At 71.0% G+C, this 23106-nt stretch carries 24 protein-coding genes and 1 tRNA gene; 10 read left to right on the forward strand and 15 right to left on the reverse strand.

The window, feature by feature from the left end; all coding sequences use genetic code 11:
• Positions 1-88: 88 nt before the first annotated feature.
• On the reverse strand, positions 89-1606 hold the full coding sequence (guaA, locus tag IEY69_RS07835; RefSeq protein WP_189072587.1) for a glutamine-hydrolyzing GMP synthase: 1518 nt from the start codon (positions 1604-1606) through the stop codon (positions 89-91).
• A gap of 87 nt (positions 1607-1693) precedes the next feature.
• A complete protein-coding gene (locus IEY69_RS21935) occupies positions 1694-3685 on the reverse strand; it encodes a PEGA domain-containing protein (RefSeq protein ID WP_189072588.1) in 1992 nt (663 codons plus the stop codon).
• A 107-nt stretch (positions 3686-3792) separates the two neighbouring features.
• On the opposite strand from IEY69_RS21935, the gene IEY69_RS07845 reads away from it, so the two are divergent.
• The 3 genes from IEY69_RS07845 to IEY69_RS07855 are packed head-to-tail and all read left to right on the forward strand — an operon-like array spanning position 3793 to position 6126.
• The gene (locus IEY69_RS07845; protein ID WP_189072589.1) at positions 3793-4842 is read left to right on the forward strand and encodes an Mrp/NBP35 family ATP-binding protein; all 1050 of its coding nucleotides are present in this window, start codon (positions 3793-3795) and stop codon (positions 4840-4842) included.
• Positions 4843-4882: 40 nt separating this feature from the next.
• Entirely contained in the window at positions 4883-5527 is a 645-nt protein-coding gene (locus tag IEY69_RS07850; protein WP_189072590.1) for a helix-turn-helix transcriptional regulator, read from the forward strand.
• A 5-nt stretch (positions 5528-5532) separates the two neighbouring features.
• Positions 5533-6126: a 2'-5' RNA ligase family protein gene (locus IEY69_RS07855; RefSeq protein ID WP_229783741.1), complete on the forward strand. Its 594-nt coding sequence runs from the start codon at positions 5533-5535 to the stop codon at positions 6124-6126.
• A 193-nt stretch (positions 6127-6319) separates the two neighbouring features.
• On the opposite strand, the gene IEY69_RS07860 is transcribed toward IEY69_RS07855, so the two are convergent.
• From IEY69_RS07860 to IEY69_RS07885, 6 genes are all read right to left on the reverse strand, one after another.
• Positions 6320-7411, reverse strand: a complete 1092-nt coding sequence (locus IEY69_RS07860) for a bifunctional 3-deoxy-7-phosphoheptulonate synthase/chorismate mutase (protein ID WP_189072591.1) — start codon at positions 7409-7411, stop codon at positions 6320-6322.
• A gap of 82 nt (positions 7412-7493) precedes the next feature.
• Positions 7494-7916, reverse strand: coding sequence for a globin domain-containing protein (locus tag IEY69_RS07865; RefSeq protein WP_189072592.1), 423 nt, complete (start codon positions 7914-7916; stop codon positions 7494-7496).
• A 218-nt stretch (positions 7917-8134) separates the two neighbouring features.
• The gene (locus IEY69_RS07870) at positions 8135-8692 is read right to left on the reverse strand and encodes a hypothetical protein (protein WP_189072593.1); all 558 of its coding nucleotides are present in this window, start codon (positions 8690-8692) and stop codon (positions 8135-8137) included.
• Between the two features lie 241 nt (positions 8693-8933).
• Positions 8934-9707: a DUF2705 family protein gene (locus tag IEY69_RS07875; protein WP_189072594.1), complete on the reverse strand. Its 774-nt coding sequence runs from the start codon at positions 9705-9707 to the stop codon at positions 8934-8936.
• 31 nt (positions 9708-9738) lie between these two features.
• Positions 9739-10677 (reverse strand): ABC transporter ATP-binding protein, encoded by a 939-nt coding sequence (locus IEY69_RS07880; RefSeq protein WP_189072595.1) that lies wholly within the window; start codon positions 10675-10677, stop codon positions 9739-9741.
• A 137-nt stretch (positions 10678-10814) separates the two neighbouring features.
• Complete coding sequence (locus IEY69_RS07885) at positions 10815-11708, reverse strand: 1,4-dihydroxy-6-naphtoate synthase (RefSeq protein ID WP_189072596.1); 894 nt, start codon at positions 11706-11708, stop codon at positions 10815-10817.
• Between the two features lie 95 nt (positions 11709-11803).
• Here IEY69_RS07885 and IEY69_RS07890 point away from each other — a divergent pair, with 95 nt between their 5' ends.
• Positions 11804-12355, forward strand: a complete 552-nt coding sequence (locus tag IEY69_RS07890) for a DUF6174 domain-containing protein (RefSeq protein ID WP_189072597.1) — start codon at positions 11804-11806, stop codon at positions 12353-12355.
• 83 nt (positions 12356-12438) lie between these two features.
• Here IEY69_RS07890 and ribF read toward each other — a convergent pair whose 3' ends face one another.
• The gene (gene ribF, locus IEY69_RS07895) at positions 12439-13335 is read right to left on the reverse strand and encodes a riboflavin biosynthesis protein RibF (RefSeq protein WP_174368120.1); all 897 of its coding nucleotides are present in this window, start codon (positions 13333-13335) and stop codon (positions 12439-12441) included.
• The gene (locus IEY69_RS07900) at positions 13332-13859 is read right to left on the reverse strand and encodes an NUDIX domain-containing protein (protein ID WP_189072598.1); all 528 of its coding nucleotides are present in this window, start codon (positions 13857-13859) and stop codon (positions 13332-13334) included. Before IEY69_RS07900 ends, ribF begins: the two co-directional genes overlap by 4 nt.
• Before the next feature lie 58 nt (positions 13860-13917).
• Between IEY69_RS07900 and dgt the strand changes: the two genes are divergently transcribed.
• Both dgt and IEY69_RS07910 read left to right on the forward strand, forming a co-directional pair.
• Entirely contained in the window at positions 13918-15048 is a 1131-nt protein-coding gene (gene dgt / locus IEY69_RS07905) for a dGTP triphosphohydrolase (RefSeq protein WP_189072599.1), read from the forward strand.
• Between the two features lie 88 nt (positions 15049-15136).
• A tRNA-Ile gene (locus tag IEY69_RS07910) sits at positions 15137-15213 on the forward strand.
• A gap of 53 nt (positions 15214-15266) precedes the next feature.
• Here IEY69_RS07910 and IEY69_RS07915 read toward each other — a convergent pair.
• From IEY69_RS07915 to lipB, 3 genes are all read right to left on the reverse strand, one after another.
• Positions 15267-16133: a CBS domain-containing protein gene (locus IEY69_RS07915; protein WP_189072600.1), complete on the reverse strand. Its 867-nt coding sequence runs from the start codon at positions 16131-16133 to the stop codon at positions 15267-15269.
• Positions 16134-16236: 103 nt separating this feature from the next.
• Positions 16237-17223: a lipoyl synthase gene (lipA, locus tag IEY69_RS07920; RefSeq protein ID WP_189072601.1), complete on the reverse strand. Its 987-nt coding sequence runs from the start codon at positions 17221-17223 to the stop codon at positions 16237-16239.
• A gap of 4 nt (positions 17224-17227) precedes the next feature.
• Positions 17228-17947 (reverse strand): lipoyl(octanoyl) transferase LipB, encoded by a 720-nt coding sequence (lipB, locus tag IEY69_RS07925; RefSeq protein WP_189072602.1) that lies wholly within the window; start codon positions 17945-17947, stop codon positions 17228-17230.
• Between the two features lie 190 nt (positions 17948-18137).
• On the opposite strand from lipB, the gene IEY69_RS07930 reads away from it, so the two are divergent.
• Positions 18138-18668 (forward strand): GNAT family N-acetyltransferase, encoded by a 531-nt coding sequence (locus IEY69_RS07930; RefSeq protein ID WP_189072603.1) that lies wholly within the window; start codon positions 18138-18140, stop codon positions 18666-18668.
• Positions 18669-18736: 68 nt separating this feature from the next.
• On the opposite strand, the gene IEY69_RS07935 is transcribed toward IEY69_RS07930, so the two are convergent.
• On the reverse strand, positions 18737-19513 hold the full coding sequence (locus IEY69_RS07935) for a hypothetical protein (protein ID WP_229783743.1): 777 nt from the start codon (positions 19511-19513) through the stop codon (positions 18737-18739).
• Between the two features lie 217 nt (positions 19514-19730).
• Between IEY69_RS07935 and rplS the strand changes: the two genes are divergently transcribed.
• The 3 genes from rplS to IEY69_RS07950 all read left to right on the forward strand — a co-directional run bounded on the left by rplS (position 19731) and on the right by IEY69_RS07950 (position 21818).
• Positions 19731-20156 (forward strand): 50S ribosomal protein L19, encoded by a 426-nt coding sequence (gene rplS / locus IEY69_RS07940; protein WP_189072605.1) that lies wholly within the window; start codon positions 19731-19733, stop codon positions 20154-20156.
• A 94-nt stretch (positions 20157-20250) separates the two neighbouring features.
• Positions 20251-21009, forward strand: a complete 759-nt coding sequence (locus IEY69_RS07945) for an HAD hydrolase family protein (protein ID WP_229783795.1) — start codon at positions 20251-20253, stop codon at positions 21007-21009.
• Positions 21006-21818 (forward strand): HAD-IIB family hydrolase, encoded by an 813-nt coding sequence (locus IEY69_RS07950; RefSeq protein ID WP_308425450.1) that lies wholly within the window; start codon positions 21006-21008, stop codon positions 21816-21818. Before IEY69_RS07945 ends, IEY69_RS07950 begins: the two co-directional genes overlap by 4 nt.
• Before the next feature lie 44 nt (positions 21819-21862).
• On the opposite strand, the gene IEY69_RS07955 is transcribed toward IEY69_RS07950, so the two are convergent.
• Positions 21863-22876, reverse strand: coding sequence for a LacI family DNA-binding transcriptional regulator (locus IEY69_RS07955; protein WP_189072607.1), 1014 nt, complete (start codon positions 22874-22876; stop codon positions 21863-21865).
• Between the last annotated feature and the right edge of the window lie 230 nt (positions 22877-23106).

Consider the following 23106-nt stretch of genomic DNA (forward strand, 5'->3'; position numbering starts at 1 on the left):
CGCCTGACCTGCCGTGTACCACTCCCCCCGTCAGACGTACCCCCGGCGCGGGGGCCGGGGGCAGAGGGGGGTGTTCAGCGCAGCAGGGTCATTCCCACTCGATGGTGGCCGGCGGCTTGCCCGTGATGTCGTACACCACGCGGTTGATCTCGTGCACCTGGTTCACGATGCGGTTGCTCATGGTCGCCAGGAACTCGTACGGGAGGCGGGCCCACTCGGCGGTCATGAAGTCGTCGGTGGTCACGGCCCGCAGCGCCGCCGTGTACGAGTACGTGCGCTCGTCGCCCATCACGCCGACCGACTGGATGGGCGTGAGGATCGCCAGCGCCTGCGAGCAGCCGTCGTACAGCCCGAACTCGCGCAGGCCGCTGATGAAGATGTCGTCCACGCGGCGCAGGATGTCCAGCTTCTCCTCGCTGATCGCGCCCAGGCAGCGGATCGCCAGGCCCGGGCCGGGGAAGGGGTGACGCATGCGGATGTGGTCCGGCAGGCCCAGCAGGCGCGCGATTTCACGGACCTCGTCCTTGAACAGCGTGCGGAACGGCTCGACCAGCTTGAACGCGAGGTCGTCCGGCAGGCCGCCCACGTTGTGGTGACTCTTGATGTTCGCGGCGCCCTCGCCCCCGGCGGACTCGATCACGTCCGGGTAGAGGGTGCCCTGCGCCAGGAAGTCGAAGGGGCCGTACGCGCGGGCCTCGCGCTCGAAGGCGCGGATGAACTCCCGGCCGATGATCTTGCGCTTCTGCTCGGGGTCGGAGACGCCGTCCAGCGCCGCCATGAATTCCGCGCGGGCGTCCACCGTCACGAGGTTCACGCCCAGCGGTTTCAGGGCCGCCTCGACCTGCTCACGTTCACCGAGGCGCAGCAGGCCGTGGTCGATGAACACCGCCGTCAGCTTCTCGCCGACCGCCTTGGCGAGCAGCAGGCCCAGGGTGCTGGAGTCCACGCCGCCGCTGATCGCCAGCAGCACCCGCCCGTCCCCGACCTGCGCCTGCACATCCGCGATCAGCTCGTCGATGATGTGCTCGGCGGTCCAGTCGCGCGTCACGCCGCAGATGCCCAGGAAGTTCGCCAGCAGCTGCCCACCCTTGGGCGTGTGCACGACCTCCGGGTGGAACTGCACGCCGTAGCGGCGCGTCTCGCGGTTCTCGATCGCGGTGACCGGGGTGTCCTCGGTCTGCGCGACGACCTCGTAGCCCTCGGGCAGCTGCGTGACGGAATCGCTGTGGCTCATCCAGGCGACGAACTCACCCTGGATGCCCTCGAACAGCTGCCCGCCGTACTGCGTCAGGTCCGCCTTGCCGTACTCGCGTTTCCCGGCGCGTTTCACGTCCCCGCCCGCCTGCTGCGCGAGGTACTGCATGCCGTAACACACGCCCAGCACCGGGATGTCCAGGTCCAGCACGCCCGGCGCGGGCTTCGGGGCGGCCTCGTCGTAGACGCTGCTGGGGCCGCCCGACAGCACGATCCCCTGCGGGTTCTCCCGCAGGATGCGGTCCAGGGGCGCGCTGCCGGGCAGGATCACGCTGTACGCCCCGAGTTCACGGAAGCGGCGCGCGATCAGGCGCGTGAACTGACTGCCGAAATCCAGAATGACGACGCTCATCACCGCCGATTGTCTCACGCACCCCACCCGCAGGCGTCCCGCCGGGGCAGACGAGCCGGGCAGACGAGCACCCGGCCTGACCAGGGATCAGCGGTCCAGGTCGATGGTGACCGGCTGCGCGCGCGGCACCGTGACCGTCATGCTGCCCGGCGCGAACCCGTCCACGACCACCCGCAGCCGGTACGTGCCCGGCGCGGGGAACGTCACGCGGCCCGGCGCGGTGCCCAGCGACGCGCCCGGCGCGAGGTTCGCGGCCTTCGGCGCCTGCTCGACCGACAGGCGCGCCGTGGCGCCCGCCACGCCCCGCACCGTGAACGGCACCGTCTGCGGCTGCGGCGCAGCCACCGGCCCGCCCGAACTCTGACGGGCCGGGACCGACGGGTTCACGGTCGCCTGGGGGCTGGCGGCGCGGGCCTGCCGGTCCCGGACCAGCCCGCCCAGCAGGGTCACGACCACCACGAACCCGGCGGCCAGCGCGCCCCAGAACAGCACGCGCCACAGCAGGGGCCGGCGGGGCCGGACGGCGGCGGCCGGGGCCTCGCGGACCACCCGCCAGGAATCGTCCTCGTCCCAGCCGATCCGGATGGGTTCGCCCGTCCGCCGCCGCGCCGGGATCGTCCCGACCGGCTCGGCCTCACGGACGGCGCGGTCGTCAGCGGGCGCGCGGCGCAGCGAGGGGGGCAGGCGCTCCACCTCACGCAGGTTCAGTGCGGGTCGCGGCGCGTCTGCCCCGTCACTGTCGGCCTCCCACGCCGGCAGATCATCGAACCCGATCTGCAGTGGCGGGGGCGGGGTGTGCGGCGCGGCTGGCGCGGCCGTCTGCTGGCGGCGTTCCGCGGCGGCCTGCGCGTCCCGCTCGGTCTGCTCGCGGCGCGCCTCGTGCTCCCGGCGCCGGCGTTCCTGCGGGGAAATCCGGCCCGGGCGGGCGGGCCGCTCCTCAGCTGGCCCGCCCGGAGCCACGGCGGCGGGCCTGGACGGGGCGGGTTCCGACGGGGTGGGCGGCGCCTCGCTCTGCGCTGGCGTGGCGGGGTCCGGTTCGCCCAGCACGATCGGCGTTCCGTCGTGTGCGGGTGGAGGCTCGGTCGGTTCTGGGGCGGCGGGGGCGTCCTGCGGCGCGGGCGTGAGGTCCGGTGTATTCGGGACTGGGGCCGTCTGGTCCGGCGCGGCGCTTCCGGGAGTGACCGTCCCGCCGCCAGACGGGGGCGCTGTGTCCGGGGTGTCGGTGGTGGCCGGCGGGGGACTGGCAGCCCCTGCGGAACTGGCAGCCCCTGCGGAACTGGCAGCCCCTGCAGAACTGGCGGCGGCGTCCCGGCCCGGTTGGCGGGAGCGGCGGCCCCTCTCCCGGCGGCCCCGCGCTCCGGCCTCCGTCTTTTCTCCCGACGCCGGGGCGGAGGGAGCGGGGGGCCGTTCGTTCCGGTCCCGTGGAGCCGGGCCGGGCACTGGGTCGCCCGCTGCGGGGTGGGAGGGGGGCACGGGGACCGGGGTCACCGGCGTGGCTGCCAGCTCGGAAGCGGGCTGCGGGAGAGGGGCGGGTGCCGGGGTGTTGTGGACGCGCAGCGCCGCCAGGGCCGCGCGGGCGTCCAGGCGGCCCGGTTCGTCCAGCAGCGGGCGCAGCGCGCGGGGCACGCCGCCCATCTCATGCAGGATCACGGCCAGCGCGTACAGGTCGTCCTGCGGGCGCGGCTCGCCTCCCCAGGGCAGGCCCGCCCCGGCCAGTCGGACCTCGCCGTCCACGCTCCACAGCTGCGAGGCGCTCAGGCCGCCGTGCACCACGCCGCGCGCGTGCAGGGCTGCCAGGGCCGCCAGGGCGCCCTGCGCGGTCAGGTCCGGGTCCTGCGCAGGCCGCGCCTGCAGGGGCAGCTCGGTCACCATGAACGCCTCTGTGGCGATCTGTACGCAGTCCACCGGCATCAGCACGTTCGGATGCTCGGGCAGGTCGGGGATCGCCAGCGGCGACGGCAGGGCGTGCAGCAGCACCGGCATGCCGGTCAGGCGGTCCGTGGCACGCAGGGTCCGCACCGGACTGGTCATCCGGCCGGGCAGGTCACGCGCGGCCACATAGGGGCCAAGGGGCTTCACGGCCCGCAGTATAGGGCGCCGCCTGTCGTGTGCGGCGCGCACGCGGGCGCCGCAGTGTGAGCGCGTGGCTTGCCGCGCCCCGCGCTTTGCGCTACTAATTGCGGGATATGCGTGACGCCCTGATGAGCGCCCTGAGCACCGTGAACGACCCGGAACTTCACCGGGACCTCGTCTCCCTGGGCATGATCGAGCACGCCAGCGTGGAGGCCGGCGTGGCGCACGTGAAGGTGAACCTGACCACCCCCGCCTGCCCCCTCAAAGGCCAGATCGAGCACGACGTCCGCGCCGCCGCGCTGACTGTCCCCGGCGTGCAGGACGCCGTGATCACGTTCGGCGCGATGGTCCGCGCCGCCGCGCAGCCGGCCCTGCCGGGCGTGAAGCACGTCCTGCTGGTCGGCAGCGGCAAGGGCGGCGTGGGCAAGAGCAGCGTCGCCGTGAACCTCGCCGCGAGCCTCGCGCTGGACGGCGCCCGCGTCGGACTGCTCGACGCGGACGTGTACGGCCCCAGCGTGGCGCACATGCTCGGCCAGAGCGGCGCGAAGGTCACCGCGAACGAGGACCGCAAGATGCGTCCCCTGGACGCGCACGGTGTGCGGTTCATCTCCATGGCGAACCTGTCCCCGGCCGGGCAGGCGCTGGTGTGGCGCGGACCGATGCTGCACTCCGCCATCCAGCAGTTCCTCAAGGACGCCGCGTGGGGCGACCTGGACTACCTGATCGTGGACCTGCCCCCGGGCACCGGCGACGTGCAGCTGTCCCTGACGCAGACCGTGCAGGTCACGGGCGCCGTGATCGTCACCACCCCGCAGGACGTCGCGCTGATCGACGCGACCCGCGCGCTGGACATGTTCCGCAAGGCCAGCGTGCCCGTGCTGGGCGTCATCGAGAACATGAGCTACTTCGTGGCGCCCGACACCGGCATCACGTACGACATCTTCGGGCGGGGCGGCAGCCGCAAACTGGGCGACCACACCCTGCTGGGCGAGATCCCGCTTGAGATCAGTGTCCGTCAGGACGCCGACGCGGGCACGCCCGCCGTGCTGGCCCACCCGGACAGCCCGGCCGCCCTGGCGCTGCGGCAGGCGGCCCGCGCGCTGGCCGGGCAGGTCAGCGTCCGCACCCTCGCGCACCTGCCGGACCAGCTGACCGTCGTATGAGGGGCCGGTCCGCCCGACCACGCCGCCCCGGGGGCCGCCCGTGAGTGCGGCTGTCCTCGCCCCCGCCGGGACGGAACGCACCAAGACCCGGCTGCTGGAACTCGTCAAACGGCACGGCCCGCAGACCGCGCAGGACCTCGCGCAGCGCCTGGACGTCAGCGTGCCTGCCGCGCGGCGTCACCTGTGCGACCTGCAGGAGCAGGGCCTGCTGGAGGCCCGCACCGAACGGCCCGGCGGGCGCGGGCGGCCCCAGCACGTGTTCGCGCTGACCGACCGGGGCGAGGCGGCCTTCCCGAAGACGTACTCCAGCCTGTGCGTGGACGTGCTGCGGCACATCGAGGGCCTGTTCGGGGCGGGCGCGGTGCTGCAGGTCCTGGAGGCCCGCAACGCCGAGATCGCCGCGCGCCTGCGGGACGACCTGCCGGCCGCGCTGCCGCTGGGCGAGCGGGTTCAGGTGCTCGTGCAGCGCCTGAACGAACACGGGTTCGACGCGACCGCCGAGCAGGACGCGCAGGGCCGCTGGATGTTCACGCAGCGCAACTGCCCGAACCTGACGGTCGCGCGGCAGTACGCGCAGCTGTGCAGCGCCGAGGTCACGCTGTACACCGACCTGCTGGGCGTCCCCGTCGCCCGCGATACCCGCATCGCCTGCGGGCAGGCCTGCTGCCACTACCGGGTCGGGTAGGTTCCGTGACCCAGTACCTGACCGCGCTGGACGAGGCGCCCAGCCCGCTGTACTCCATCGTCGCGTGGCCGCCGGAGGCGCTCGACAGCTGGCTGCGCAGGCAGCAGGACCGCCTGAACGTACGCGGCTTCGGACTGCCGCACCTGAACATCCGCGCGCCGTTCCAGACCAGCCTGCGCAGCGCCGAACTGGTCGCCACCTGCCGCGACGTGCTGCGCGGCCAGCCGGCCTTCGATGTGCAGGTGCGCGGATGGAAGCAGCTGCCCGGCGTGATCTTCCTGGAGTGCGAACTCAGCCCGGCCCTGGGCGCGCTGCACCGCCGCACCCTGGCCATCGGGCCGTCCAGTCAGGCGCGCCACGACGGCCCGGACTACCGCCCGCACCTGACGCTGGCGCTGGGCGTCCTGCGGTGGGCCGAACCGATCCTCTGGGAGGAGATCCGCGACCTGAAGCCCCCCCTGACGCACTTCCGGGTGGAGGCGCTGAGCCTCACGAAAGAGCACCGGGGCGAGGTGCAGGAATTGCACACGTACCCGCTGCTGACCCCGGACGACGCGCCCCTGGCCGGCCCCCGCGACGCCGAGGCGGCCCCCAGCTGAACCCCTGACAGTTCCAGTTCCACCCTGGGGCCAACAGCACGCCCTTCATTTCCACTGCCAACCGCTGTCCTCCTCAGGTGCTCGCTTCGCTCGATTCAGAGGGATCGAGGGAGACCCTCAAGACCTGTGAACTCTGCGGTGAGAGCAGCGGCGGCCCCCGGGGATGAACCGGGGGCCGCCGCCATGGGGTGGATCAGACGCCGACGGGCTGGCGCAGCAGGCCACTCAGGGAATCACTGAACTTGTCGTACCCGGCGAAGTCCAGCTGCTGCTCGTTGTCGCTCAGGGCGGTGGCGGGGCTGGGGTGCACCTCCACGTGAATGCCGTCCGCACCGACTGCCAGCGCCGCCTTGGCGAGCGGGATCAGCAGGTCGCGGCGCCCGGCGGCGTGCGTGACGTCCACGATGACCGGCAGGTGCGTCTCCTGCTTGGCGATCGCCACGGCCGACAGGTCCAGGGTGTTGCGGGTCCACTTCTCGTACGTGCGGATGCCGCGCTCGCACAGGATCACCTCGCTGTTCCCCTCCGAGAGGATGTACTCGGCGGCGTACAGCCACTCCTCGATGGTGGCGCTCAGGCCGCGCTTGAGCAGCACCGGGCGGCGCGAGCGGCCCACCTCGCGCAGCAGCGCGAAGTTGTGCATGTTGCGCGCCCCGACCTGCAGGATGTCGGCGTGCTCCGCGACGATCTCCACGTCCCGCGTGTCCATGACTTCCGTCACGAACAGCATGCCGTGCTCCTTCGCCACGCGGCTGCCCAGGATCAGGCCGTCCACGCCCATACCCTGGAAGCCGTACGGGCTGGTGCGGGGCTTGTAAGCGCCGCCCCGCAGGATCTTCACGCCCTTGGCCGCCAGGAACGCGGCCGTCTGCTCCATCTGATCCTCGCTCTCGATCGAGCAGGGCCCGGCCACGATGATGGGCGGCGCGTCCCCACCGATGCGCACCCCGTCGATGTCCAGCACGGTGTCCTCACTTTTGACCTTGCGGGACACCAGCAGCTGCTTCTTGTCGTTGCTCTCCTCGAGGTCCAGGCTGGCCTTGAAGATCTCCTTGAAGATCGCCTTCACGGCCGCGCTGGTGAACGGCCCCGGGTTCAGGGACTCGATCTCCTTGAGCTGCTTGTCCTCGCGGGCCGGGTCGTAGTGGTTCGGGCGGCCCTCCTGGGTCTTGGCGTGCCCGATCTGCGCGACGACCTCGCCGCGTTTGGAGAGCAGGGTCAGCAGGTCACGGTTGATCTGGTCGACCTCGGCGCGGAGGTCCTCGATGCTGCGCTGGTGGGTCATGCTGCGCAGTGTAGGAAAGCCCCGCAACCCCCGCCCCCACCCTGCTAGTCAATTGCCAGGAGTTGTCCAACCCGAGCCCAGCTCACAGTGGAGACCCCGAACCGGATGCCGGATCCGAGTTCACCATGTGCACCGCCACGCGCGACAGGGCCTCGTACAGTTCCCGCGCCTCGTCCGCCCCGATCTGCGGCGTGTCGCGCAGCGCGCCCTGCATGCACGCCAGCCACGCCCGCGCCCGCTCCGGCGTGATCTCGAACGGCAGGTGCCGCGCCCGCAGACGCGGATGCCCGAATCGCTCGTGGTACAGCGGCGGCCCGCCCAGGAAACCGGTCAGGAACGCCAACTGCTTCTCGGCCGTCAGGGTCAGGTCCGCCGGAAAGATCGGGGCGAGCAGCGGGTCCTGCGCCACGCGCCCGTAGAAGCGCGTGACGAGGGCCGACAGCGCGTCCGGACCGATCCGGTCATACAGGCTGCCGCCCGCATTCAGGGAGAGGGGAGCCGTCATGCGCGCAGGCTAGCTCATACAGCGGGTTTCAGGGAGGCGGTTTCCTCAGTCTCCCTGAAACGAGCAGCGCGAGTACCCGCCCAGCGGTTGGCAGTGGAGCCCAGTGGCCTGCCCTTGGCCCCAGGAAGGAACTGAAAACCGCTGTATGCGCCCGAACGAAGGTCCGCCGTCCGGCAGGGGATGGCCGGGCGGCGGACCGGGCAGAGTGGACCCCGGCGTTATTTCTTCAGTGCCGTTCCTGCGGGCAGGATGTAGATGGTCTCCAGCCCCCACGGCTGCGGCTTCGCGGGGAACTGGGCGGCGCGCCACACGACGTAGTGGCCGATCTCCGGCGCGGTCAGGACGGACGTCCTGTACGGTGCGTCCGGCCACTGCACGCCATCCGGCGCGTCGGCGTCCGCCACGGCGATCAGGCCGCCGCGCCCCAGCAGGTCCGAGAGTTTCGCCATGGGCGCGTAGCCGTCGCGGCACCAGAACATCACCTGCGCGCCCTGCGCGGCCAGCGCCTCGATGTCCGGGATGCGGGCCTTCAGGAACGCGTCCAGGTCGTAGGCGCGCACGCGCAGGTCCCGTTTGTACAGGTAATCGGCCGGAATCGTGACCGTCTCGGCGGCCACGCCCGAGGCGAGCAGCGTGGCGGGCGTGACGGTCGCACTGGCCAGCGCGGCGACCTTGAACACCGCCAGCTGCTGCGCTTTGGGCTGCGCGGGCGCGGCGAGTGCGGGAGGAGTGACGGCCATCAGGGCCAGGCTGAGGAGCAGAACAGGGTGACGCATAAGACCTCCTTGGGCCCGCTGGGGGGGCGCGGCGCACTGTAGCGCAGCGTGCATGGTCGCGCAGACAGAATTGACAGCGGTGGCCAGTTCGGTTCAGGAGCCAACAGCGCGCCCCTCAATTCCACTTCCAACCGCAGGTGTGTCAGGTGCTCGCTCCGCTTGATTCCGCGGTGACCACCGCGGGCACGGGCAGAGGGGGCCCGGTGTGAACCGTGACCCCCTCCCCGGCGTGCGCCTTGTGTTACACGTCGCGGCGGTCGAACGCGAAGATGCTCAGCAGCCCGAAGCCCGCGGTGTAGATCAGCAGCAGGATCAGGGACTGCAGGATGTCGCCCTGCTGCACGTACAGGTTCAGGTGACTGGTCAGCAGGATGCTCTGGATGGTGTCGGGCAGCACCACCAGGAGCCGCATGACGATCAGGGTGGCGAAGGTCGCCAGGGCCGCCGCCGCCGTGTTCAGGTACATCACGCCGAACAGCAGGGACAGCGCCGCGACCGGCATCAGGACCACGCCGGCCAGCAGCCCGCCGCGCAGCACCTCCGCGAAGGCCGCGCTGGACGTCAGGGTGCCCACCCCCACGAACAGCCCCGGACCCATGCCGGTCCCGCCGGAGAACGTCCCGAAGCCCATCGGGATGCCCGCGATCAGGGAGCCCAGGATGGTCGTGAAGATCAGGATGAACGGGTAGGTCAGGGACACGATCAGCTTGCTGGCGATGACCTTCACGCGGTTCACGGGGCGGAGCAGCAGCGGCGCCAGCGTGCCCTGCGAGACCTCCGCGCCGATCATCTCGCCGACCGTCACCGCGATGAACAGCGGCAGCAGGTACCCGATGGTCACGCCGATACTCACGGCGGGCAGCTGCCAGCCGCTGACCAGCGAGACCTGAATCAGCTGGCTCAGGCGCGGCGCGAACGCCCACAGCAGCGGCAGCAGCAGCGTGACGAGCAGCGCCAGGTGAACGCTGCGCGCCCCGAACAGTTTGCGGAATTCCAGGGTCAGCAGGGTCAGCATGCGCGGCCCCCGTCGGTCAGGATGATGGTCATCAGGCTTGCTCCACGCGTTCGCGGTAGTACTCGTACAGGTCGAAGTGGTCCGGGCTGGCCTCGAACACGCGGATGCCCTCGCTGTGCAGGTGCGACAGGGCGTCCGGCACACGCGACTCGCCGCCCAGGTGCGCGATCGCGTACGGCGTGCGGGTGCTGACGCGCCGCACGAACGGCAGGCGCTCCAGCACCGCCGCCGCGCCGACCGGGTCGTCCACACGGAAACGGTACGCGGCCTGCCGGGCGCGCAGGTCCACGGTGTCCACCAGTCGCCCGCCGGTCAGGATGCCGACCGTGTGCGCGTACGTGGCGATCTCGCGCAGGTGGTGCGTGCTGAGCACGACCGCGCAGCCGCTCGTGGCGAGACTCGTCACGATCCGGTGGATCAGCCCGATGCCCAGCGGGTCCAGGCCACTGGTGGGTTCGTCGAGGATCAGGACCTTCGGTTCGGCCAGCATGGCGCTCGCCACGCCCAACCGCTGCCGCTGCCCCAGCGAGTACTCGCCGACCCGGCGGTCAGCCATGCGCGTCAATTCCAGCAGCGCCAGCACCTCGCGGATGCGGTCACGGCTGATCTTGCGGCCGCCCGGCGCCATCGCAGACAGGTTCGCGTGAATCTGGAGGTTCTGCGTGCCCGTGAACTGCGGGTAGAACTTCGCGGGGGCCTCCACGACCGCGCCCAGGTACGCGCGGGCGCGCTCACCGTCGGTGTGCACGTCGCGGCCCAGCAGGCGGATCTCGCCCTGACTGGGGAACGCCAGGCCGGTCATGGTGCGGATCAGGGTGGTCTTCCCGGCGCCGTTCGGGCCGGTCAGGGCGTACACCTCTCCGGGTTTCACGGTCAGATGAACGTCCTCCAGGACGGCATTCGAACCGTACGTTTTGTACAGCCCCCTCACCTCGATGGCGGGAACGGCTGGCGCACCTTGCTTCGTCACCCGTACAGCCTACCCCACGAATGAACGCCCGGTCCTTAAAATCCTCACCTCCATCCGCAGTCGGGCTCGTTGGACGCCCACGGCATCACAGTGCGGAGCTTCATGTCCGGTTTAACCTGCCCGGGCTGGCGACCCGTTCAGAGAGTCACGAACAGCGGGAGGTCCGACGGCCGCGTCGCGCCCACCTCCACCGCGCGGCGGTGCAGTTCCCGCACGGCCCGCTCACCTTCGTCGCCCACATCCAGACTGAAGGGATTCACGTACAGGTCGATGTGCGCCTGCATGACCTCGTCGGACATCTCCAGCGCGTGCTCGCGGATGTACGCGCGCGCCGCGTCCGGGTGCGCGTACGCGTACTCCAGGCTGGCCCGCACCGCCGCGTTCAGGCCACGCTGCATTTCCAGCGGCAGGTCGCGGCGTACCAGGATCGCGCCCAGCGGCAGCGGCAGGCCCGTGTCCTGCTCCCACCACGCGCCCAGGTCCAGCAGGCGGGTTAACCCGTACTCGTGGAAGGTGAAGCGCGACTCGTGAATGATCAGCCCAGCGTCGATGGGCTGCCCCGCGCACTCGCCGCTCTGCACGGCAGGCATGACCTCGTCGTAACGCATCCGCACGACGTTCACCTCCGGGAACACCAGCCGCAGCAGCAACTCCGCCGTGGTCAGCGCACCCGGCGACGCCACCGTCCGCCCGTTCAGGTCCTGCACGTCCCCGCGCGTCACGACCAGCGGCCCCACGCCCCGCCCCAGCGCCCCGCCCGCGCGCAGCGCCACGTACCGGTCCATCACCTCGAAGTACGCGCGGTAACTGATCTTCGTCATCGGCAACCGCCCCGACAGCGCCCACTCGTTCAGGGTCTGCACGTCCTCCAGCACCTCGCGCACCGGCAGCGGCCCCTGCACCAGCCCCGCGTGCAGCGCGTGAAAGATGAACGTGTCGTTCGGGCAGAACGAGTACCCCAGGTCCAGCACCGCGGGCAGCTCGGCGGAGGACTCGGGGGACGAAACAGGGGAGAGGGCGTCCGTGCTCATGCCGCCCAGGGTACGCCCCACCCGCCGGGCGCACCGCAACCCTCACCACCCCCACCTCTCAGCCGCCCGTCAGCTTCGGCCCGTACGCTGCCCCCATGACCCTCACCGTCCGCCGCACCGTTCCGCGCCTCCTCCTGACCGGCCTGCTGACCGCCGTGACCGGCGCGGCCCTCGCGGGGGGCGGCAGCGGCTCCCAGACCGGCGCGCCCACCACCGCCCCCTTCGGCTGCCGCGCCGGGTACGTCCGCCCCGACTTCAAGGCCCTGAACGCCCAGCTGACCCAGGCCCGCGCCCTGTGGGCCAGCCAGCGCCCCGCGAACTACACCTACGACGTGAACCAGATCGCCGCGCCCGTCCTGTTCCCCGGCACCCGCGTCACCGTGAGCGGCGGCCGCGTGACCCGCACCGCCCTGGCCCCCGGACAGGACGGCACCGTGAACCCCGCCCTGTCCGCCCGCACCATGGACGCCCGCTTCGACGAGATCGCCGCCACCCTGAAAGCCCAGGTGAAAGCCCCCTGCCCCATCGTCCGGCAGACCTTCGACCCCACCTACGGGTACCCCACCCGCTTCGCGTCCGGCCTCGGCGACGAGGGCATCATGGACGGCTTCGGCGAATGGAACATCAGCAACTTCACCGTGAACTGAGGAAGCCCCCGGGCGGCTGAACCCCTCAGTCGGCTGCGCCGACAGCTCCCCTTAAGGGGAGCCTGACTCGGCGCAGGAGGTGATTACCGGACGTCTTTCAGGGCGTCGCGCGCCGCCTGTGCGTCGCGGGCGATCTGGGCCTTCAGTTCGTCCAGTCCGCTGAATTTCTGCTCGCCGCGCAGGTGCGTGAAGAACTTGATCTGCAATTCCTGGCCGTACAGGTCGCCGCTGTAGTCGAACAGGTGCACCTCGAAGCGGCGGTCGGTGCCGTTCACGGTGGGGCGGAAGCCGACGTTCGCCATGCCGTGCCAGCGCCCGTGATCCCCCACGGCCACCACGGCGAATACGCCCAGCGGCAGGGCCTTGCCGTCCGGCACGCGGATGTTTGCGGTGGGCCAGCCGATCGTGCGGCCCAACTGGTCGCCCTGCACGACCACGCCCTGCGCGTCGTAATGGCGGCCCAGCAGGCGCCGCGCGCCGTCCACGTCCCCGCTCTTGAGGTACTCGCGCACGCGGGTACTCTTGATGTCCTCGCCGCTCAGGCCGTGGATGGGCACCACGACGACCTCCGGCGCGACCTCGCGCAGGTCCGCGGCGCTCCCGGCGCGGCCCCGCCCGAAGTGGAAGTCCTCGCCGACCACGATCGCGCGGGGGCGCAGGAGGCGCAGGTCATCCAGGAACGCCTCCTTCGGGCGGGACGCGAACTCCGGCGTGAACGACGCCGCGATGGTCTCGTCCACGCCGTAGCGGGCCAGCAGGTCCAGTTTCTCCGGGAGGGTGGACAGGAACTCCACGCCCTGCGTCAGCACCCGCGTGGGCGGATCGAAGGTGTACACCACGCTGGGCACCCGGTGCTCGCGCGCCTTGGCCTTCAATTGCGCGATCAGGGCCTGATGCCCCAGGTGCACCCCGTCGAACGACCCGACCGCGACCACCGTGGCGGTGTCCGGGCGCTGTCCGGGCGACACGTACGTCTTCACGCGCCACCCTGGCGGCCCGCGAGCAGGATCACGGCGTGCATGGCGGCCGCCACTGTGGACGCGCTGCCGATCAGCGTCCCGTCCCGCAGCCCCGCCAGGACCTGCGCGGGCGGCAGCCACAGCACCTCGATGCCCTCCTCGTCCTCGTCGTGCGGCAGCTTGCTCTCCCGGAGGTTCGTCGCCTCAAACACGTACAGGAACTCGTCGCAGAACCCAGGGCTGGCGTAGAAGCGCGTGAACAGCGTCACGTCGCCGTCCAGGCCCGCCTCCTCCTGCAACTCGCGCCGCGCCGCCTGCTCGGGCGTCTCGCCCGGATCGATCAGCCCGGCCGGGGCCTCCACCGTGAACGCCCCCACCGCGCGCCTCTCCTGGCGGACCAGCAGCATCTCCCCGCGCGTGTTCAGGGCCAGGATCGCCACCGCGTCCGCGTGCCGCACCACCTCCCACTTGCCGTCCAGGAGTTCCAGGCGCACGATCCGCCCGTCATACACCACCCTCGTCCCACCCGTCGTCTCGCCGGTCATCTTCCGGCAACTGTAATGCACCCGCCCCCGCACCCCCACGCGGTCATAGACTGCGCGCATGTTCACCCGCCCCGACCTGGAAGCGCGCGAGGCCGCCACGCTGGCCCCCACCGCCACCCTCAGCCGCGACCACGGCGGACGCGAACACGCAGAAGGCGAAAGCGAGACCCGCACCGCCTTCCAGAAGGACCGCGACCGGGTGCTGCACACCACCGCCTTCCGCCGCCTGGAAGCCAAGACGCAGGTGTTCCTCTCGGCCGCCGGGGACCACTACCGCACCCGCCTGACCCACACCCTGGAAGTGCAGCAGGTCGCCCGCAGCGTCGCCCTGAGCCTCGGCCTGAACGAGACGCTCGCCGAGACCATCGCCCTCGCCCACGACCTTGGCCACCCCCCGTTCGGGCACGCCGGGGAACGCGTCCTGAACCAGCTCCTGGCCGACGAGGGCGGCTTCAACCACAACCTCCAGGCGCGGCGGATCGTCACGCTGCTCGAACACCCCAAGAGCGAGTACCCCGGCCTGAACCTCACCCGCGACACCCTGGACGGCCTGAACAAACATCACCGCGCGGGCCTGGGTCAGCCCAGCCTGGAAGCGCAGGTCGTGGACGCCGCCGACGCCCTCGCCTACACCGCGCACGACCTCGACGACGGCCTGCGCAGCGGCCTCATCACCCCCCACCAACTGAACGAACTGCCCCTGTGGACCGAACTCACCCGCCGCGCCGGACTGCACGGACACGACCTGAGCGAACAGGGCCGCCGCACCCTGCACCGCCAGCTGCTCGGCTGGCTGATCCGCGACCTCACCCACGCCAGCCACGCCAGCATCACGGCCAGCGGCGTCACCACCCCCGCCCAGGTCCGCGCCTGGCCCACCCGCCTCATCACGTACAGCCCCGACATGCGCGACCTCCTGCGCGACACGGGCACCTTCCTGCGCGAGAACCTCTACCGCCACTGGCGGGTCGAGATGCAGGTCGAACAGGCCACCCAGGTCCTCCACGGCCTGTACCACGCCCTGATGAACCGCCCCAGCATGCTCCCACCCACCTACCGCGCCCTGGCCGCCAGCGAAGGCCAGCCACGCGCCACCTGCGACTACCTCAGCGGCATGACCGACCGCTACGCCCTCGACACCCACGCCACCATCACCCCCGGCGGCACCCCCGCCCTCTGGCCCCGCTGACCCGCCCCACAGGTGTTGACAGTCCGCAGACCCCCTGATACATTTATGCCCGCCTGCCCGAGAGGACAGCGCGAACAACAATAGGTGCGCGGGTGTAGCTCAGCTGGTTAGAGCGCACGCCTGATAAGCGTGAGGTCCCCAGTTCAAGTCTGGGCATCCGCACCAAGAAAGAGAAACCCCGTCACTGACGGGGTTCTTTCGTTTTATCCGAGGTGGGTCTACGCGGTCACGCTGCCGGCGCTCACGCTGTCGCCCAGCACCGTGCGGATCACGTCGCTGATCGTCACGACGCCCAGCAGGTCCCCGTCCTGGGTGATGACCGGCAGGCCGTGCACGTCCAGGTCCAGCATGCGGGTCAGCGCGTCCCGCATGGGGACACTCTCGGTCAGGTACCCGGTGGGGGGACGCATCAGGTCGGCGGCGCTCAGTCCGGTCAGGAAGAACTGGTCGGCCATCACGGTCGGTCCGTGCGTCGCCGCGGCGCGGTCCACGGCGTCCGACAGGTCACTGGCGTGCAGGACGCCGCGCAGCTGGTTGTCCTGCACCACGGGAAGGACGTGCAGGCGCGTGACCTTCAGCGTGGCGGCGGCCTCGCTGGCGGGCGTGGTGGGCGTGACCGTCACGACGTCACGGGTCATGTGCTGCTCGACCGCGCCCCAGTGGAGGCGAGCCGCTCTGGACTCGGCGCGCAGGATGTCGGTCAGGGTCAGCATGCCGCGCAGCTGACCGTCGGTGTCCACGACGGGCAGGCCACCCACGCGCCGGTCCAGCATCAGGCGCAGCGCTGCCGGGACGGTCGTGTCGGGCGTGACGGTCAGGACCGGCTGGCGCATGATGTCCCGCGCCCGCACGCGGCTCACCCGGTCCACGAACGCCCAGGGGGTCAGGCCCTCGGTCAGGGCGGGCAGCGCGCGGCGGATCTCGCCGTCCGTGACGATGCCCACCACCCGGCCCTCCTGCACGACGGGCAGGCGCTTCACGCGCAGTTCCTGCATGGTGACCACGGCCTCCGTGAGGGGGCTGTGCGGCGAGAGGGTGACGGCCTGGGCGTGCAGGGCGTCCTTGACGAGCAGGGGGGTGGTCATGGTGAAACCTCCTGCCCAGAGGGTCCGCCCGGCGCATTACGGGAGCATTACGGGTTCAGCCCGCCGGGGCGCGTGGGGCGTCCGGCGGGCTGAGCTCCGAGGGTCAGATCAGGCTGAGTTCGCTACCCTCGCCGAGGTGCGCGAGGTGTTCGGGGAGGGTGCCAGGGCGGTCCATGACGATCTGCTCGGCCTTGTAGGAGCTGCGCACCAGCGGGCCGCTGACGACTTCCAGGAAGCCGAGGCTCATGGCTTCCTCGCGGATCTCGTCGAATTCGGCGGGGGAGACGTAGCGCTCGACGGGCAGGTGGTGCATGGTGGGGCGCAGGTACTGTCCGAAGGTGAGGACGTCCACGCCGGCGTCGCGGCAGTCGCGCATGGTTTCGCGGAGTTCCTCGCGGGTTTCGCCCAGGCCGAGCATGATGCTGGTCTTGGTGATGACGTCGGGGCGGGCCTGCTTGGCGTGCGCGAGGACTTTCAGGGTCTGGTCGTAGTCGGCGCGGATGTCGCGGACGGGGTGGGTAAGGCGGCGGACCGTTTCGAGGTTCTGCGCGTAGGTGTCCACACCGCTGTCCAGCACTAGGTCCACGCAGTGGGTGTTCCCACCGAAGTCGGGGGTGAGGGCCTCGACGCGCGTCTCGGGGTTGAGTTTCTTGATGGCCTGGACGGTCTTGGCGAAGTGGTACGCGCCGCCGTCCGGGAGGTCGTCGCGGTCCACGCTGGTCAGGACGACGTACTTCAGGCCCATGAGTTTGACGCTCTCGGCGACGCCCTGGGGTTCGTCGAGGTCGAGTTTGCCCATGGGGTTGCCGGTGTCCACGGCGCAGAAGCGGCAGGCGCGGGTGCAGATGTGGCCCATCAGCATGAACGTGGCGGTGCCGCGACTCCAGCATTCGCCGATGTTGGGGCACATGGCTTCCTCGCACACGGTGTGCAGGCGGTGTTCCTTGACGATCTTGCGGACTTCCGTGAACACCTGTCCCGTGGGGATGGTGACTTTCAGCCACTCGGGTTTCTTGTCGCGGACCGGGACGCTGTCCTTGCGGTAGATGCCGTTCTTGATGAACTTGGGTTCCTTGGTCTCGTGGGTCATGGGTTCAGCTCCCGGCTGCCGCGGGGGTGGGCAGCGTCCAGTCGTACTGGGCGAAGGTGGTGTGGAAGGCGCGCGTCAGGGCGTCTCTGGCCTCTGGCATGCTGGCCGCTCTGTTCAGGCCGCGCAGGTCGTACTCGCGCTGCACGCTGGTCATGTGCGTCTGCGTCAGGCCGCACGGCACGATCAGGTCGAAATGCTGGAGGTTCGCGTTCACGTTCAGCGCGAGGCCGTGCAGGGCGACGTGCCGCTGCACCGCGACGCCGAACGACGCGATCTTCTGATCGTACGTCAGGCCGTTCACGTCCCGCGCGGTGACGTACACGCCCGCGTAGCCGGGGTTGGGCCGGGCGTCTTCCAGGCCCAGGTCGTGCAGGGCCGCGATGGTCGCCTGTTCGAGCAGGCGCAGGAAGTCCGCGACCCGGCGGCCGACGGGGAAGATGGCGTACGCGACGAGCTGGCCGGGGCCGTGGTACGTGACGTCCCCGCCGCGTTCGACGTCCAGCACCTCGATGCCCTGCGTGTGCAGGTAGTCGCGGGTGACGATGATGTTGGTGCCCTCGCGCGCCTTGCGGCCCAGCGTGAGGACGGGCGGGTGTTCCACGAGCAGGAGGGTGGGCGGGGCGTCCCCGGCGGCCACCTGCGCGTGCAGGGTTTTCTGGATGTCCCAGGCGTCCCGGTACGGCGTCACGCCGAGGTCCCGGACGGCGAAGGGGGAGGCGGTCATGCGGCGATTGTACGTCCGCGTGGGGGCCTTTTAACGTGCCCTGGGCGGGAGTCTGCGCCGCATTGACCACGCCGCGTGGTGAATGCCGCGCCCCGCGCTGGTCGAGCCCGTCCATACCGCCCGGACGCCCCGCTGGGGCGCTGCGCCATCTGGCTCAGGGCAGACGCCGCGCCGCGCCTTAGGGTGGGGCATGGAACTGGTGCCCCCCGACGAACGGTTCAAGACGAGCTTCCTGGACGCCGTGCGCGAGGCGCAGGCCACCGGCAGCGGTCTGGGCGACACCCTCAGCTTCGACGTGACCGACATGGAACGCGACTTCCCGGCCTTCCTGGCGCACCTGCGCCGCTTCGAGCCGGGCCACACCCTCCCCGAGGGCTTCGTGCACTCCGAGTACCTGTGGCTGGTGGACGGGAGCACGTACCTGGGCCGCGCCAGCATCCGCCACACCCTGAACGCCCGCCTGCGCGAGTTCGGCGGTCACATCGGCTACGAGGTCCGGCCTGGCGCCCGCCGCCAGGGGCACGCCACCCGCATCCTCGCCGGGTCGCTGCGCCGCGCCCGGCAGCTGGGCATCGAGTCGGCCCTCGTGACCTGCGACGCCGACAACACCGGTTCGCGCCGCACCATCGAGAAGAACGGCGGCGTGCTCGAAGGGCAATTCATGGTGCCTGACCACCCGAAGCCCATCCTGCGTTTCTGGGTGCCCACCGCACCGGCCTGACTTGCCGCCTGAATGCCGGAGGGGGACCGCTGCGTGATGGCAGGCGGTCCCCCTCCGGTCGGGTGCGATCAGGGTTCGCGCAGTTCTGCGGCTTTCTGCTCCATCTGCCGCGCCAGATCCTCCAGCGCTTCGGCCTGATCCTCGGGCGCGTCGCCGGTACCACCCAGCTGATCGGCGACCGCTTCGCCAATGCGAGATAAGGCGTCCAGCTGGTGCGGGGAGTTGTCCAGTTCGCCCAGCCGGTGCACGAGGTGCTCACCGGCCTCGCCTAGCACCTGCGCCTCGTTCTCGGCGCTCAGGGCGTGCAGCTGCGCCACCTGCCCATGGAACTCGGTGCTGACACGTTCCAGTTCGCCCAGCTGCTCCAGCGTGTTGGCCTGCGCGCGCGCCGCCTGGATGATCAGGTTCAGCGTCTCGACCTGCTGGCGCACGCGGCGGCTCAGGCGGTCCAGTTGCCCGGCACTCACGTCCGTGACCGGGGTGCGGGTCACGTCGTCGAGCGCCTCGGTGACCAGGGCGTCCAGGGTCTGCGCGGCCGTGAACTGCGCCTCGCCACTTTCCAGGATGCGGCGCAGGGCGTCCACGTGGTCCTGGCGGCCCGGTTCGTCACTGATGGGCAGTTCCCGCAGCTGCGTGGAGGTGAGGTGCAGCACCTCGCGTAGCGCGTCGGTGGCCGCCAGTCCCTCGCGGCCCGTCTGGATGATGATATTCAGTGCGCTCGTCTGCGCCCAGCCGGCCGCGCCGACATGCTGGCGCGCGCGGACCTCGGACACGCGGCGGCGCTGCGCGAGGGACGCCTCCTGCACCTGAGCAAGCTGGCGTGACGTCCCTTCCTGAGTGGTCATAGCGTCCAGCATCACACTCTGCTCCCGTCATGAAGGTGAGGTAAAGACGATTTGGCTGCCCTCGTCCCACTGCGCGCCGCTTGCCGGGGCGGCCGGTGCCTGCGTATACTGTCACGGTTTGGTCGCCCGCACCGGCGATCAGTGCAACAGGAGCATGAACGTCTCTGCCCGCAGACAGCGGGACGGTGGGACGGTCCGCTGCCCGGAGGAGTCAACCATGCAGCACGCAATCAAAGTGAACCGTGGCGCCATTCTGCGCGCCGTCGAGCAGCCCCACCTGAAGGCCGACCTGCCCGAGTTCCGCCCCGGCGACACCGTCCGCGTGGAAACGAAGGTCGTCGAAGGCAACCGCACCCGCAACCAGGCCTTCGAGGGCGTCGTGATCGCCATCAACGGCACCGGCAGCCGCAAGAGCTTCACCGTCCGCAAGATCTCCTTCGGTGAAGGCGTGGAGCGCGTGTTCCCCTTCAACAGCCCCCTGGTCGCCAAGATCGCCGTGCTGGAGCGCGGCAAGGTCCGCCGCGCCAAGCTGTACTACCTGCGCGAACTGCGCGGCAAGGCCGCCCGCATCAAGAGCGACCGCAGCCGCGTGATGAAGGACGCCGCCGCCAAGAACGCCGCCAAAGCCACGAGCGAGGAGTAACCCCCCGCCTCTACACGCGCCGCCCCCCACGTGGGGGGCGGCGCGCGGCCTTTCCCACCCACCCGCGCCCCAGACCCGCTACCGTAGGACCGTGATGCCCACCGCGCTGCTCGCCCTTGACCTGGACGGCACCCTGATCGACGCGGACTCGCAGCCCGCGCCGGACCTGCTGCCGGAACTGCTCTGCTGGGTGGAAGGCGGCGCGCATGTGGCCGTCATCACGGCGCGCGGCGGCAAGACGCCTCTGCTCAGCGGCTGGCCGCTGCACTCCGTGTCCCGCTGCTACGGCGCGTGGCTGCAGACCGGCGACACCGTCCGCTGGAGCCGCACCCTGCCCACACCGGTCCTGCAGGCCGCCATGAGCCGACTGAACCGCTGGGAACTGAATCCCGCGCAGGGCAAGACGGTCATCGTGACCGAGGACCCCCGCCACACCCTGCGCAGCAGCGACCCGGATTTCGCGGACCACTGGCGCGCGCCGCGCGGCGCGCTGAAACTGGTGCACGGCCAGCCGGACGTCAGCCGGCTGGACGAACTGCAGGCGCAGTGGGCGCTGCTGCCGGACGTCACGGTCATCCGGGAGCGCCGCACCCGCCTGGCCCTGGTGCGCGGCGACGGCTGCAAGGGCGCGGCGCTGCGGGACCTCGCGGCGGCCCTGAACGTCCCGGGCGACCGGATCGTGGCGGCCGGCGACGGACCCGCCGACGCGGCGATGCGCCCGCACGCCGGGACGTTCCTGCAGGTCGGGACGCACCCGGCGCTGGACGGCACCCCGCGCCGCGTGAGCAGCCCGGCCGAGATGCCGTGGGCCCTCGCGCGCTGCCGGGCCGAGTTGCTAGGCTGCCCCGCGTGAACCTGCCCGCGCATCTTCCGGCCACGCTGCCGCTGCTGATGGCCTTCGACCTGGACGGCACCCTGATTCCCGACGCGGGACGCGCCGCCACGCCCGACGTGATCGGCGCGCTGGGCCGGTTGCGGGCGCTGGGGGTGCAGCTGGCGATCATCACGGGACGCGACACGCCGCCCGGCGCGGTGCGGGAGGCCATGCAGCCGCACGCGGTCGCCACGAACAATGGCGGTCGGGTCCTGGTCGGGGAGGACCTGCATATCCAGGCGGCCTTCACCGACGCCGACCTGGAGGCGGTGCTGGCGCACGAACTGAGGGGCGCGCGGGTGGTGTTGTTCACCGAGGACGCCCTGTACGTGGACCTGCCGCCCGGCGTGGAGCCCGAGGCGTGGATGCAGGCGCGGTCGTTCCGGCCGTTCGCGGACGCCCCGCGGGGCGGCATCCTGAAGGCCGGGTACTACCACCCGGACGTGGCGGACCTGGCCGGGCGACTGCGGGACTCTCACCCGCATCTGGTGCTGACGGGCGCGCAGGCGCCGTATCCGCATTTTCTGACGGTCACGCCTGAGGGCGCGCACAAGGGCGCCGCGCTGAGCCTGATCGCGGACGCGCTGGGCGTGCCGCATGACCGCACGGTCGCGTTCGGCGACAGTGACAACGACCTGGCGATGCTGGAGGTCGCGGCGTTCGGCGTGCAGGTGGGGACCCTGCCGCTGCTGGCGCCGCACGCGTCGGCGCGGGTGGACCGGCAGTCAGAGCTGGGGGCGTTTCTGGCCGCCTGGGCCGACCGGATTGAGGCGCAGCGGACGAGCTGAACGCACCGGGTGGATCGAAACCGCCCGGAGAAAGCGGTTTCTGGTCAGGGACGCGCGGGTGGAGCGGTGCTGCCGCGCTCGATCAGGCGGGCGTGCAGCACCACGTGCCGCTGACGGATCGGCGCGTGCCCCAGCTGCGCCAGCATCAGCGCGGCCGTCTGCTCGGCCATGGCCTCCACCGGCTGTTCCAGCACCGTGATGGGCGGGTCCACCAGGCCGGTCCAGGGGTAGTTGTCGAACGTCACGAGACTGATGTCCTGCGGGAGACGCAGGTCCCGCTCGCGCAGCGCGCGGTACGCGCCGGACGCCTGCGTGCCGGTCAGGGCGATCAGCGCGGTGGGCGGCTCGGGCAGGTCCAGCAGGTCGTTGGTCAGGGTGTACGCCGTGTCCTCGTTGAGGAGCGTCACGCGCTGGTATTCGGTGGGGACGGTCAGGCCCAGGGCGTTCATGATCTCGGGGAAGGCGCGGCTGCGTTCCTCGGGGTGGATGACCGGGTGGTACGTGCCCAGCGCGGCGATGCGGCGGTGCCCGAGGGCGTGCAGGTGCGTGACGGCCTGCCGCACGGCCCCGGCGTTGTCGAGCATGACGCTGGGCTCGTCGTGGTGGGGGGGGCGGTAGTCGTACTCGGTGATGGCCACGCCCCGTGAGCGCAGCCGCGCGAGGTACTCCTGACTGTCCTGGCCGTAGCCGGGGCGCAGCATGATGCCGGCCACGCGCAGGCCGTACAGGCGCCGGAGTTCCTGGAGTTCGCGCTGGGCGCTGTACTCGTTCTCGCTGATGATCAGGGTGTACCCGGCGTCCGCCAGAACATGCGAGGCGGTGCGGGCGAACTGCGCGAAGAACGGTTCGAGGATTGAGCCGACGACCAGACCGACGGTGGTGCTCTGGCCGCCGCGCAGGCTGCCGGCGCGCTGGTCGGGTTCGTAGTGAAGCTGGGCGATGGCCTGCCGGACCCGGGCGAGGGTGTCCGGGGTGAGCTTGTCGGGTTCTTTCAGGGCGCGTTTGGCGGTGGTGGGGGAGACGCCGGCCAGCCGGGCGACGTCCTGGATGGTGGACACGCCTGCATTGTAGGTCAGTGCGAGGGTGTGGCTCAAGCGATTGGACACGAGACCATTTTCACATGATGTCCCCGGGGGTGGTACCTGTAGACAATTGAAAACAAGTGTGGTTCACTAATGGCCACGAGACCATTCAATCCGAACTCAGGTGAACCCGTCACCTGAACCTGCGCTGACGTCACCGGCGCAGCCCTGCCCAGCACGCCCCTGACCGGGCCCTGTCCCATGGA

It is taken from the genome of Deinococcus sedimenti, from assembly GCF_014648135.1.
In the GTDB taxonomy this organism is placed as follows: Bacteria; Deinococcota; Deinococci; order Deinococcales; family Deinococcaceae; genus Deinococcus; species Deinococcus sedimenti.

Excerpts from the sequence above, each read along its gene's own strand:
- guaA (WP_189072587.1), bottom strand. The coding sequence starts at position 1,606 with ATGAGCGTCGTCATTCTGGATTTCGGCAGTCAGTTCACGCGCCTGATC.
- IEY69_RS07845 (WP_189072589.1), top strand. The coding sequence starts at position 3,793 with ATGCGTGACGCCCTGATGAGCGCCCTGAGCACCGTGAACGACCCGGAA.
- IEY69_RS07860 (WP_189072591.1), bottom strand. The coding sequence starts at position 7,411 with ATGACCCACCAGCGCAGCATCGAGGACCTCCGCGCCGAGGTCGACCAG.
- IEY69_RS07865 (WP_189072592.1), bottom strand. The coding sequence starts at position 7,916 with ATGACGGCTCCCCTCTCCCTGAATGCGGGCGGCAGCCTGTATGACCGG.
- IEY69_RS07870 (WP_189072593.1), bottom strand. The coding sequence starts at position 8,692 with ATGCGTCACCCTGTTCTGCTCCTCAGCCTGGCCCTGATGGCCGTCACT.
- IEY69_RS07875 (WP_189072594.1), bottom strand. The coding sequence starts at position 9,707 with ATGCTGACCCTGCTGACCCTGGAATTCCGCAAACTGTTCGGGGCGCGC.
- IEY69_RS07885 (WP_189072596.1), bottom strand. The coding sequence starts at position 11,708 with ATGAGCACGGACGCCCTCTCCCCTGTTTCGTCCCCCGAGTCCTCCGCC.
- IEY69_RS07890 (WP_189072597.1), top strand. The coding sequence starts at position 11,804 with ATGACCCTCACCGTCCGCCGCACCGTTCCGCGCCTCCTCCTGACCGGC.
- IEY69_RS07900 (WP_189072598.1), bottom strand. The coding sequence starts at position 13,859 with ATGACCGGCGAGACGACGGGTGGGACGAGGGTGGTGTATGACGGGCGG.
- dgt (WP_189072599.1), top strand. The coding sequence starts at position 13,918 with ATGTTCACCCGCCCCGACCTGGAAGCGCGCGAGGCCGCCACGCTGGCC.
- IEY69_RS07915 (WP_189072600.1), bottom strand. The coding sequence starts at position 16,133 with ATGACCACCCCCCTGCTCGTCAAGGACGCCCTGCACGCCCAGGCCGTC.
- lipA (WP_189072601.1), bottom strand. The coding sequence starts at position 17,223 with ATGACCCACGAGACCAAGGAACCCAAGTTCATCAAGAACGGCATCTAC.
- lipB (WP_189072602.1), bottom strand. The coding sequence starts at position 17,947 with ATGACCGCCTCCCCCTTCGCCGTCCGGGACCTCGGCGTGACGCCGTAC.
- IEY69_RS07930 (WP_189072603.1), top strand. The coding sequence starts at position 18,138 with ATGGAACTGGTGCCCCCCGACGAACGGTTCAAGACGAGCTTCCTGGAC.
- IEY69_RS07935 (WP_229783743.1), bottom strand. The coding sequence starts at position 19,513 with ATGACCACTCAGGAAGGGACGTCACGCCAGCTTGCTCAGGTGCAGGAG.
- rplS (WP_189072605.1), top strand. The coding sequence starts at position 19,731 with ATGCAGCACGCAATCAAAGTGAACCGTGGCGCCATTCTGCGCGCCGTC.
- IEY69_RS07945 (WP_229783795.1), top strand. The coding sequence starts at position 20,251 with ATGCCCACCGCGCTGCTCGCCCTTGACCTGGACGGCACCCTGATCGAC.